An 11,847-nucleotide genomic window follows, 5' to 3' on the forward strand; every position below is an offset into this window, starting at 1 on the left:
GTAAAAAAAATATATGAGCGAAATCAAATTAAACACCATTGAAGAAGCTATTGAAGACTTCCGCGAAGGAAAATTCTTAATCGTAGTCGATGATGAAGATCGCGAAAACGAAGGTGATTTTATTATTGCAGCCGAAAAGATAACTCCCGAAAAAGTAAACTTCATGTTGAAAAACGGCCGTGGCGTATTGTGCGCCCCGATTACGGAAGAGCGTTGCCAGGAATTGGAATTGGATATGCAGGTAGCAAACAACACTTCTTTGTTGGGAACTCCTTTTACAATAACGGTAGACAAATTAGGAGGCGGCTGCACGACAGGCGTTTCGATGTTCGACCGTGCAGAAACCATTCTGGCGCTGGCCGATCCGAAAACAAAGCCGTCCGACCTGGGCCGTCCGGGACATATCAACCCGCTTCGTGCCCGTTCGCGTGGTGTGTTGCGCCGTGCCGGACATACCGAAGCAGCTGTAGATCTGGCACGCCTTGCCGGTTTATACCCTGCCGGCGCATTGATCGAAATTATCAATGAAGACGGGACAATGGCCCGCCTGCCCCAACTGATCGAGGTTGCCAAGAAATTCGATATCAAAATCATCTGTATCAAAGACTTGATTTCATATCGCCTGAAAACAGAATCGATCGTAGAAAACGGTGTCGAAGTAGACCTGCCGACCGAGTATGGGCACTTCCGCCTGATCCCTTTCCGACAGAAGAGCAACGGACTGGAACATATCGCCCTGATAAAAGGCAAGTTCGAGCCGGACGAACCGATCTTGGTACGCGTACATTCTTCTTGTGCGACCGGCGACATCTTCGGTTCCATGCGCTGCGAATGTGGCGAACAGTTGCACAAAGCGATGCAACGCATTGAAAAAGAAGGGAAGGGCGTAATCGTTTACTTGAACCAGGAAGGACGCGGCATCGGGCTGATGGAAAAGATGAAAGCCTATAAACTTCAGGAAGACGGTTTGGACACTGTCGATGCGAACCTGCATCTCGGACATCAGGCTGACGAACGCGACTACGGTGTCGGTGCCCAGATCCTGCGCCACCTGGGAGTCACCAAGATGCGCCTGATGACTAACAATCCCGTTAAGCGTGTCGGATTGGAAGCATACGGGCTGACAGTCGTAGAAAATGTTCCCATCGAAGTGGCCCCGAATCCCTACAACGAATTCTATATGAAGACGAAAAAGGAACGTATGGGACACGTCTTACACAATATCAAATAATTCATAATTACATAATAACACTATCATGACACAAGTATCAGCACGTTTAGCAAGTTTGTCGCCATCCGCAACATTGGCGATGTCCCAGAAGAGCGGTGAATTGAAAGCTCAGGGAGTTGATGTTATCAACTTAAGCGTCGGAGAGCCCGACTTCAATACTCCCGAGCATATTAAGGAAGCTGCCAAAAAAGCTATCGACGAAAACTATTCTCGTTATTCTCCCGTTGCTGGTTATCCGGCCCTGCGTAACGCCATCGTTGCCAAACTGAAAAACGAAAACGGATTGGAATACACAGCCAACCAGATTTCCTGTGCAAATGGTGCCAAGCAATCCGTTTGTAATACAATCATGGTATTGGTAAATCCGGGCGACGAAGTGATTATCCCGGCTCCGTTCTGGGTTAGCTATCCGGAAATGGTAAAGTTAGCCGAAGGTAAACCTGTTATAGTTGCAGCTGGTATCGAACAGGATTTCAAAATCACTCCGGCACAGTTAGAAGCAGCTATCACTCCGAAAACAAAAGCTTTGATTCTCTGCTCTCCGTCCAACCCGACCGGTTCGGTTTACAGCGCTGAAGAATTGGCTGGTCTGGCTGAAGTCCTGAAAAAACATCCGGAAATCATCATAATTGCAGACGAGATCTACGAACATATCAACTATATCGGCAAACATAACAGCATCGCACAGGTGGACGGGATGAAAGACCGTACCGTCATTGTCAACGGTGTATCCAAAGCATATGCCATGACCGGATGGCGTATCGGTTTCATTGCCGGACCGGAATGGATCGTTAAGGCAGTGAACAAATTACAAGGACAATATACTTCAGGCCCGTGCTCTGTATCCCAGAAAGCGGCAGAAGCAGCTTACACGGGCTCACAAGCACCGGTAGAAGAAATGCGCCAGGCATTCGAACGCCGCCGCAACCTGATCGTCAAGTTGGCGAAGGAGGTTCCGGGATTCGAAGTAAATCAACCGGAAGGAGCTTTCTACCTGTTCCCTAAATGCAGCTATTACTATGGTAAGACCGACGGCACACGTACGATCGGGAATGCTGACGACCTGGCCATGTACCTGTTGGAAGTCGCCCATGTAGCTTGTGTCGGCGGTACATCGTTCGGTGCTCCCGAATGCATCCGCATGAGTTACGCTACCAGCGATGAAAACATCGTGGAAGCGATCAAACGTATCAAAGAGGCTTTGGCTGCTTTAAAATAAGAAGATCAAAATCCCCTTGTTCCCGCGTCAAGCGCGGGAACAGGATAGTTTCGACACACCCTCGCCTAAAAATAAGAAGGGATATTCAGTAAATCCTATAAAATTAGCCAACTAATTCATACTAAAAGTATTGCGAATTAGTTGGCTTTTTTGTATCTTTAGGTATTCCCCCGTAAAATACGGTTTGACGGCCAAAACGGGGGAAATATCCACACTAAGATATGGCGAAGATACAAAATATTTCAGAAATTCACCCTACTTTAGGGTTTACAGAATTCGATATTCTGGAAAAATATCGTAAGAGTTTTCATGCGAGTGAACTTGGCAGTCTTCATTCCGTGTTTCCGTTCGAGAGCATAGCCAAAGAGATAGGCCTTTCACAATCCCGCTTGGGTCGCAGGAACAGTTTCAGTCCTTCCTCGAAGATAGCCCTTATGGTACTGAAGGCTTACACCGGATTCTCTGACAGGTTATTGGTAGAACATCTTAACGGAAACATACACTATCAGTTGTTCTGTGGTATCATGATAGACCCGTCCTGCCCTATAACGAACTACAAGATAATCAGTGCTGTCCGTAATGAGATAGCATCCCGTCTTGACATCGACTCCCTTCAGAAAATCCTTGCCTCACACTGGAAGCCTTATCTTGAGAACCTTCACGTATGCATGACCGATGCCACATGCTATGAAAGTCATATGCGTTTCCCTACGGACATGAAGCTCCTTTGGGAAAGCATCGAATGGCTCTACCGGCATATCCGCATACATTGTGGGCAACTCGGCATAAGGCGTCCCCGTAACAAATATGCGGATGTTGCGGTATCCTATCTATCCTATTGCAAGAAAAGAAAGAGGAAGGCTTCAAGGACAAGGATGCTGAGGCGTCGCATGATCAGACTCCTGGAAAAACTCATCATACAACGGGATGACATTCACAGAGAATACGGCTCTTCACTCACATATACACAGGATTATCAGAAGCGGCTTTCCATCATCAGAAAGGTCCTTGTACAGGAAAAGGAACTCTTTGAAGGCAGGAAGGTCAGTGACCGTATTGTCAGTATTGACCGTCATTACGTACGCCCTATCGTAAGGGGCAAGGAGGTAAAATCTGTAGAGTTCGGCGCAAAGGTTAATAACATACAGATAGACGGGATCTCGTTCATCGAGCACGTCTCTTTCAAGGCATTCAATGAGGGCATACGCTTGAAGGATTGTATCCGTATGCATCAGAAGTTGATGAATGTAAGGGTCAGGTGTGTGGCCGCCGATTCCATATACGCCAATAATGCCAACAGGAAGTTCTGTACAAAATATGGGATATCAACCTCCTTTGTACGCAAGGGAAGGGTCGCGAAGGATGAGCGGGTGAGGAAGGTTCTCAGGAGTGAACTCTCAAGGGAAAGAGCCACCAGGCTTGAAGGCAGTTTCGGTACGCAAAAACAGCATTACTCGCTATCGAAAGTCAAAGCACGGAACAGGAAAACAGAAATCCTGTGGATTTTCTTTGGAATACATACGGCAAACGCCATATTGATGATTGATAAAATCAAAAACAGACAGAAGAGAGCTGCATAGCATAAGTATAAAGAATCTATTAGAAGAAGTCCCAGGCTTCTTCCGGAACATCGTGCCCGAAAGGAGAAGATTTTAGGTCAGAGAGAAAAAATTGATAATAAAAATGGCATATGAGATGATATGAACAAAGCATCTTCATATGCCATTTTATGTTTTTAAAGACATTTACTGAATGTCCCTAAGAAAGGAGATGTTTTTTGAAAACACCTCCTTTTTTATTTCATACTGCCGCAGCAGAATTATTCGGCACGCAAAGTGAAGCGTTTGAATGCAAGGATCTGCAATTCAGGATCAGCTTCCTTCATTGTTTCTCTTACCGTCTTCTTGCCATCCATGATATCTTCCTGGTTCAGCAAGCAAACTTCCTTCAAGAACTTGCCAAGACGTCCCTTAGCGATGTTCTCGATCATCTGCTGAGGCAGGTTTGCTGCTTTTTCTGCAGAAACAGTAGCGATAATTTCTTTTGCCTTGGCAACATCTTCAGCCGTGATCCAACCTTTAGCCATATTGCTTTCCATATGATCTTCGCTGTCAACGTGCGTCGGGTTGATGCCGGCTTTCTTCAGAGCAGCTTCAACAGCTTTCTGAACCTGTTCAGCCTTTGTCTTTTCGATTGCCACCTGGATTTCCTGTTCTTTTACAGCTTCAGGAACACCGGCTTCATCGATAGCGATCGGGTTCATGGCAGCGATCTGCATAGCGATGTTGTGGGCAGCCTCTTCAGATTCCTTGTTGAATGCAGCGATCGTACACAACTGGTTCTTTCCCATATGGTTGTAAACAGTGGTATAAGCACCTTCTACAACGTTATAGCCGTCCAGTTCCATCTTTTCGCCAGTGATACCACTACGGTCGGTAACAGCATCCTGCACAGTGCCTTTACCCATCGGCAAAGCTTTCACTTCGTCCAGAGTCTTGCACTTGTTAGCCACAGCAGCATCTAAGATGGCCTGAGCCAACGCGACGAAATCTTCATTCTTAGCCACGAAGTCGGTTTCGCACTTCAAAGCGATGATAGCAGCGAATTCTCCGTCTTTCTTTGCCAAAACGCAACCTTCGGCAGCGTCGCGGTCAGAACGCTTAGCAGCGATAGCCTGTCCTTTTTTACGGATAATTTCCATTGCCTTTTCGATATCACCGTCGGATTCGGTCAAAGCCTTCTTGCAGTCCATCATACCAGCTCCGCTCATTTTGCGTAGCTTGGTAATATCAGCCATAGTTACAGCCATAATCTTATTTCCTTATTTATTTAATGTTTACTTTATTAATTGACAATGGACAATTGACAATTGACAATTCAAGTCAAAAGCCAATTGCCCATCGTTTCATTTTATGTTTCTCTTAATTTTCAATTGTCAATTTTCAATTGTCAATTGAATTACTCTTCGTCCTTAGCGAATTTGTCAGCAACGTTAGCGTTCAGTGCTTCGTCGTCTTCCTTCTTAGTACGTTCTTTCTTTACAGCAGCTTTAGCTTTGCGATCTCTTTTAGGAGCTTCGCCTTCGCCAGCAGCTTCCGTATCGATCTTTTCAGCTTTACGTTCCTGCAGGCCTTCGTTCATGGCTTCGCAGATAGCGCCTAAGATAACTTCTACAGATTTTGTAGCGTCGTCGTTAGCCGGAATCACGTAGTCGATGTTGTTCGGATCGGAGTTAGTATCAACCATTCCGAATACAGGAATACCCAGACGGTTCGCTTCACGAACTGCGATATGTTCTTTCATTACGTCAACAACGAACAAAGCTGACGGAAGACGAGTCAGGTCTACGATAGAACCCAAAGTCTTTTCCAACTTAGCACGCTGACGAGTGATCTGAAGTTTTTCTCTCTTGGAAAGATTATCAAATGTACCATCTTTTGTCATCTTATCGATAGTAGCCATCTTTTTGATAGCTTTACGGATAGTCGGGAAGTTGGTCAACATACCACCCGGCCAGCGTTCGATAACGTAAGGCATACCTACAGAAGAAGCCTTATCAGCGACAACTTGTTTAGCTTGTTTTTTAGTAGCAACGAAAAGCACTTTCTTGCCCTGTTTTGCCAGGTTCTTCATTACTTCTGCTGCTTCGTCTACTTTAGCAACTGTTTTATATAAGTCAATGATATGAATACCATTGCGCTCCATGAAAATATAAGGAGCCATTGCGGGGTTCCACTTTCTTTTTAAGTGTCCGAAGTGTACGCCAGCTTCTAATAACTGATCAAAATTAACTCTTGACATTGTTTTTTTCTTAAAATCGTTTACTTTCTTTTGTTTAACTCAATCATCAGGTAGTCCTCCCGTATGTCAGCATATAAAAAGAATCCTGATAATTTAGATACTAAACGCTTTGCTATACTTGTAAGGGACTCACAAATAAGATTAACGTTTACTGAACTGGAATCTCTTACGAGCTTTAGGACGTCCCGGTTTCTTACGTTCAACAGCACGCGGGTCACGAGTAACGAAACCTTCTGCGCGAAGAGCGGGTTTGTCTTCCGGATTGATCTTAACCAGTGCGCGGGCGATAGCCAGGCGAGCAGCTTCAGACTGTCCTTTGAAACCACCTCCATCGAGGTTGATCTTGATATCATATTGTTCTGCAACGTTCAGCTTTGCGAGCGGCTGCTTAACAATGAACTGAAGGATTGTAGAAGGAAAGTAATTAGCCAGATCACGTTTGTTGATAGTAATCTTTCCTGTACCTTCGCTTACGAATACGCGAGCAACTGCTGCTTTACGTCTTCCTATTGCATTTACTACTTCCATTGTGATTATTTATATGAGTTTATATCGATTAATTTAGGCTGCTGAGCTTCGTGTTTGTGCTCTGTTCCTGCATATACATACAGATTGTTCAACAGTTTAGCACCCAGACGATTCTTCGGAAGCATACCTTTTACTACTTTACGGAACAGACGGTCGTCACCTTTAGCCTGTAAGTCAGCCGGTGTATAAGCGATCTGTCCACCGGGATATCCGGTATATCTCAAATAAATACGATCGTTCCATTTATTACCTGTCAGAACGATTTTGTCTGCATTGATGATAATTACGTTATCACCACAATCAACGTGCGGAGTAAAATTGGGTTTGTACTTACCACGCAAAAGCTTTGCTACTTTTGCGCAAAGGCGTCCCAAAGTCTGTCCTTCGGCGTCAACAATGACCCACTCTTTGTTTACAGTTGCTTTGTTTGCAGAAATGGTCTTAAAACTTAAAGTATCCACTTGCTTAAAAAATTAATAAATTAATAACTCTAAAAAACAAGAATCCAATTCCCGCGTGCGCTGTCACTACGGACACTTGACGCAACAACGTGCTAAGAATTAAACTCTTAGTACAATTTTGATAATATTCGGCTTGCAAAGGTACGGTTTTTCTGCAAAACTCAAAACTTTTCATGAAAAGAATTTGCACAAGTAGGTCAATTACAGGAAAAAAAGGTCCGGCACCCCTCAAGCTACCGGACCTTAACATTATATCTTCACCAAACGATTATTCCAACTACAATTCCGCAATCGTCCCGGCATCCAGACCGGTACACTCCATAATGGCAGCGACCTCCATGCCTTTTCGTTTCATATTGAGGGCCACTTGGCGGACTCCCTTTTCCATTCCCTTTTCCATTCCCTTTTCCATCCCTTTTTTTAGTCCCTTTTTCAATCCATCTTCCAGACCCTTTTTCAACCCGTCCTTCAATCCTTTATCCACACCTTCTTGATAGCCTTTCTCTATTGCATAATCCCACGTGTTCTGATTATCACGATAGACTTTCAGACATTCTTCATACTCCATACGTTCTTTTTTGTTGAGATTAACAATCTTTGCCAACCTTTCAAGTCTCTCGAACAAAGCTTTTTGACCTTTGAATGGTATTGTTTTTAACTGTTCCATATATTTCAATGTATAAAGCCAATAATCCAAACCCGTTTTACACTCCTCCTCTTTCTTATCGAAAAAGGGCATCTCAATAAACACTTCGCGCAGCAGGTTGCTGGCTTGGCAACCTGTTTCACGATTCGCGAGCACAATATCCGTACGCACCTTATCGTTTTTGCCCGACTTGAAGTTCAGGAAAAAGATGCCATAGACCGGACATAAAGAGAAGTTCCACTGTTCACCTTTCCTGTCCTGATCACAGATCATACGACAAAGATAATATAATCCTCGTTCATAAAAATAAGTTTGCAGTGAATTCTGGACCTCAACGATAAAAAAAGCTCCATCTTTATCCTTACATTTCAGATCGAACACAGCATTACGTCCATCGGTACAATCAGCAGGAGCTTCCACATTCATAAAAGATAGTTCAACGATCGCACGTTCACCCTCCAAAAGATCATTCAAAAGATCGATCAAAAGAGCCTTACTGTCCTCTCTTCCGAAAAGGAGTTTGAAACCACGATCCACAAAGGGATTAATAAATATAGCCATAGTTATATGGTTTTAGTTGTTGATTATAAAGAGAAAGAAGATTCATTCCCTCTTTCCTTACCGGCAAAGGTAACATTTATTTAGAAATGACCAAATAGATATCAACTTTTATACTTTTAGATTTACACAAGCAGGATATTTATGTCCGAACCGCCTTATGCCATATTTATTAATCACGGGTTCACACTCCGATAAACAGCTATAAAGCAGCGTTTAGATGTGAACCCTGTGAACGTTGTCCCAACGCCGGTCAAAAACGTTACCCGCATTCACAAGGTTCACTTTTAGACATTGACTATCAGGGATGTTGCGGACGTGTGAACCCGGAATTAATTTTCCTGGATATATAGAGAGAAGTGATAAATCCGATGTTTATCGGTTTCGGAAAGGATGCTTGTCCGGTCGGAAAACGATACGCATCCCCAAAAAGCCAGTCCCTATCCGATAAAAAACAGCCTATAGGCTATGCATCAAAAGGCTATAGCTTTTACCCCAAAAGATGCCGACCTTTCGAGAAAGAAGTACATACCTTTCGGCACATTTTTTCAAGTGCGTTGCGACAATATTATACACTACCTTCCATATATCACAAAGGGCACGAAGAAAATCTCCGCGCCCTAAGTTACCTATATCCCGTTAAGGATTCGGTGTATGTAAGTTAAATGAAAAAATATAGGCTATCTTGTTGATCTGACACAGCGGACAAAACTTCCATGCAGATAAGAATCAATACCTGTATGACCTTTACTCGGATCCCAGTCCACATACGACTCTTCAACATTCGGGTCTAAAAGATCATAGGAAAAATTCACACGCGATAAACGATCACTATCACTAAACTTAGTAGCGCCCCAATAATATGCACCATACGTATGTTCTTCTATATTTCCGGATGTCCAATTTAAAAACTCATAATACTTCAAATATCCCATCCTTGAATAGCGACCATTATTATTTTTACTACTATCATCTGGCCCTCTATGGCCAACACCTATTTCATCAATCAGATTGTTATCTCCACCTGCAGGTACTGTTTTTATCCCTTTCCCATAAGTAAAAAAGATACTTGAACCATTTCCATTTACAAGCAAAGAACCTTTTGCCGGATTACAATGGTTGCCTGTTCCTACTACAATTTCATGACCCGAACTACCCATTCTATACCCATAAGGTAAGTTATCCTCATTACCATCCGACGGATAATCATCATCATAAACATAACCGGTATAAGCGGTGGAGCTCTGGAACAAATTATAGAAATTTTCACCGGAGGCCAATCTATATCCCTCCGGACAAGGACCTTGCTGTGCCACTCCACGTGACGAAACCCAATTTTCAACACCCTGTCTTGGACCAGATCCTGGTATAGCTTCGAAAGAACGATTCCGGCCATCCGAACAAGGCAAGCTACTGTTCGGATTTACTTCATACCCCGGTTCATACGGTGACATCGCGATGTCACATGCGCCTTTAAACAGCCAACCGGTCTCTGTCGGATAAGAGGTATAAGCTTGTTGACCGTTTGATTGTTCGCCCAAACAATTGAACATAGACCAAACGGAACCTCCCATCGTAGTCGGCTGATATCCCTGACGAACATAAATACGGTGTTCACACTGTTCATTATGATATTTAACAAGTATCACGCCATAACGTGCCTTATCCGCATTATTTAAATCTTGTGCAAAAGACAAGTTCTTATTACTAACTCTATCATCACTATTATTATTTTCAGATTTAGGTTGATAGGTAAATGTTACAGGTCCGTCTCCACGTATGACACTTCCTTGCTGATCTGCGCGACCTTCATCATTACGAATTTCAAACCAGCACCCACTGCTTCCTGAATATGATTCAATCGTGGCACTCCACGGACCTACTGAAGACAATAAATCATAATTTTTAGTTTTTGCGCTATATTCTTTAACCTTAATAACAGAAGGATTGGTGTTTTTTGCATTCTTAAAAATAGCAATCGGATCGACCAAACGAGGAACCTGGGTTACCTTTGCGGTGTACCGAGTTCCACTTTTCATTGTAAATGTAACGGTACAAGTCCTCCTTCCATTATCATAATCGTTAATATTATTCTTTAAAGCTGACACATAATATCTACCCTCTGTATCAGAGACTTTTTCTAAATCCTCCCCCTTAAAAATAGTGTTCTTATCATCAACTACATTAGTTGTTATCTCGTAAGATACAATATCACCAATATCCCCTACGATAGGAATATATGTTTTTGAACCGGCTACATATCCGACATAAGCATCAGATACAGTAATCACCCCCATAAAGTCTTTAGTCACACGCCAAGAAGCTTCATCAGTACCTCCATTGCCGGCAAGATTCAATGTCAACTTATAATAGCAATTTCGTTCTACATCAAAATTATTATATGAATTCTCCCCCAGGAAAAAACGATAAATAATCTTATCGTTATCAGTTTTACTTTCTCCTCCACTATACTTCGCTATCAATTCGATATAAGAACAGGTTCTATCTTTTCCCGATATTTCACGGTCTTTTGTTGCTTCGGTAATTGTAGGAGGAGTTTTATATGATTCATCGTCTTTATGTACCCCTGTATTATTCCCATTACCCTGCATATTTTCATACAGAAATAAAGGAATGGCCTGATCATGTCCCTCCTTCAAAAAGTCAGAGCTATTTCCTGCCTCTATTATTGTACCCTCTTCCACACATTCAACAGAATTTGAACCGATCTTATTAGGAGCAGTTACATATCCTTGATTCGGAATGTGTTTCAGTTGCAATGATAATGGGGTAATCACAACCCCACTGTTCAAATTACCGGTATTGACCTGTACAGTCAACATCGAATAAATACGAACCAACCGAGCACTAACCTGTGAGTTTCCATTTCCGACATTAAAACTTTGTCCTTCTGCAAACATGACCAATTGAGGATCTAAACCATTCAAACCGACAGAATACTTTTTGACAGATTCCTCCGTATCAAGTACATTTCTAACGTCACCGGCATTTGCCAATAAATAAACTTTCTTATCACCCGGCTCAATCGGAATCGTATAAGTATGAGATACGTCATTGCCATCCGTACTTTCTTCGCTTAAATCCGACAATCCTTCATTATCACCATTCGTAGAATAATATTTAGACTCTTCCTGTATTAAGTTGCCACTATTATCATAAATCAAGACTGACAAATCATTGACACGCTCCGTATCCTCTTTCGTAGCTTTCGTCATCGGTGTTGACACACGGCTTGGAGTCGTACTGATCGTGATCTGCAGGTGTTTTCCGTCACCAGAAGCTTCTCTTTTCTCCAATTCTTCTTCGGAACAAGAAATAAGTCCCAAACCGAGAAAGAAGCATATTGTTAATATCGAATATATTGATTTCATATTATTATTGC

9 protein-coding genes are annotated in these 11,847 nt (G+C 42.8%); 3 read left to right on the plus strand and 6 right to left on the minus strand.

The window, feature by feature from the left end; all coding sequences use genetic code 11:
• Window positions 1–13: 13 nt before the first annotated feature.
• From ACPYIV_RS13150 to ACPYIV_RS13160, 3 genes are all read left to right on the plus strand, one after another.
• A complete protein-coding gene (locus ACPYIV_RS13150; RefSeq protein WP_293732139.1) occupies window positions 14–1,231 on the plus strand; it encodes a bifunctional 3,4-dihydroxy-2-butanone-4-phosphate synthase/GTP cyclohydrolase II in 1,218 nt (405 codons plus the stop codon).
• 25 nt (window positions 1,232–1,256) lie between these two features.
• Complete coding sequence (locus ACPYIV_RS13155; protein ID WP_293732140.1) at window positions 1,257–2,450, plus strand: pyridoxal phosphate-dependent aminotransferase; 1,194 nt, start codon at window positions 1,257–1,259, stop codon at window positions 2,448–2,450.
• Between the two features lie 221 nt (window positions 2,451–2,671).
• Window positions 2,672–4,030, plus strand: coding sequence for a transposase (locus ACPYIV_RS13160; protein WP_425883030.1), 1,359 nt, complete (start codon window positions 2,672–2,674; stop codon window positions 4,028–4,030).
• Window positions 4,031–4,269: 239 nt separating this feature from the next.
• Here ACPYIV_RS13160 and tsf read toward each other — a convergent pair whose 3' ends face one another.
• The 6 genes from tsf to ACPYIV_RS13190 form a co-directional block, all read right to left on the minus strand.
• Entirely contained in the window at window positions 4,270–5,259 is a 990-nt protein-coding gene (gene tsf / locus ACPYIV_RS13165; protein ID WP_293733019.1) for a translation elongation factor Ts, read from the minus strand.
• 149 nt (window positions 5,260–5,408) lie between these two features.
• Complete coding sequence (gene rpsB, locus ACPYIV_RS13170) at window positions 5,409–6,251, minus strand: 30S ribosomal protein S2 (protein ID WP_122298226.1); 843 nt, start codon at window positions 6,249–6,251, stop codon at window positions 5,409–5,411.
• A 141-nt stretch (window positions 6,252–6,392) separates the two neighbouring features.
• Window positions 6,393–6,779: a 30S ribosomal protein S9 gene (rpsI, locus tag ACPYIV_RS13175; RefSeq protein WP_293739060.1), complete on the minus strand. Its 387-nt coding sequence runs from the start codon at window positions 6,777–6,779 to the stop codon at window positions 6,393–6,395.
• Window positions 6,780–6,784: 5 nt separating this feature from the next.
• Window positions 6,785–7,240, minus strand: a complete 456-nt coding sequence (gene rplM / locus ACPYIV_RS13180; RefSeq protein WP_005637644.1) for a 50S ribosomal protein L13 — start codon at window positions 7,238–7,240, stop codon at window positions 6,785–6,787.
• 277 nt (window positions 7,241–7,517) lie between these two features.
• Window positions 7,518–8,447 (minus strand): Rpn family recombination-promoting nuclease/putative transposase, encoded by a 930-nt coding sequence (locus ACPYIV_RS13185; protein ID WP_293733021.1) that lies wholly within the window; start codon window positions 8,445–8,447, stop codon window positions 7,518–7,520.
• 677 nt (window positions 8,448–9,124) lie between these two features.
• A complete protein-coding gene (locus ACPYIV_RS13190; protein WP_293733022.1) occupies window positions 9,125–11,836 on the minus strand; it encodes a fimbrial protein in 2,712 nt (903 codons plus the stop codon).
• Window positions 11,837–11,847 lie beyond the last annotated feature (11 nt).

Source organism: Parabacteroides vesiculifaciens (genome assembly GCF_049860805.1).
Classification (GTDB): Bacteria; Bacteroidota; Bacteroidia; order Bacteroidales; family Tannerellaceae; genus Parabacteroides.

Excerpts from the sequence above, each read along its gene's own strand:
- ACPYIV_RS13150 (WP_293732139.1), top strand. The coding sequence starts at position 14 with ATGAGCGAAATCAAATTAAACACCATTGAAGAAGCTATTGAAGACTTC.
- ACPYIV_RS13155 (WP_293732140.1), top strand. The coding sequence starts at position 1,257 with ATGACACAAGTATCAGCACGTTTAGCAAGTTTGTCGCCATCCGCAACA.
- ACPYIV_RS13160 (WP_425883030.1), top strand. The coding sequence starts at position 2,672 with ATGGCGAAGATACAAAATATTTCAGAAATTCACCCTACTTTAGGGTTT.
- tsf (WP_293733019.1), bottom strand. The coding sequence starts at position 5,259 with ATGGCTGTAACTATGGCTGATATTACCAAGCTACGCAAAATGAGCGGA.
- rpsB (WP_122298226.1), bottom strand. The coding sequence starts at position 6,251 with ATGTCAAGAGTTAATTTTGATCAGTTATTAGAAGCTGGCGTACACTTC.
- rpsI (WP_293739060.1), bottom strand. The coding sequence starts at position 6,779 with ATGGAAGTAGTAAATGCAATAGGAAGACGTAAAGCAGCAGTTGCTCGC.
- ACPYIV_RS13185 (WP_293733021.1), bottom strand. The coding sequence starts at position 8,447 with ATGGCTATATTTATTAATCCCTTTGTGGATCGTGGTTTCAAACTCCTT.
- ACPYIV_RS13190 (WP_293733022.1), bottom strand. The coding sequence starts at position 11,836 with ATGAAATCAATATATTCGATATTAACAATATGCTTCTTTCTCGGTTTG.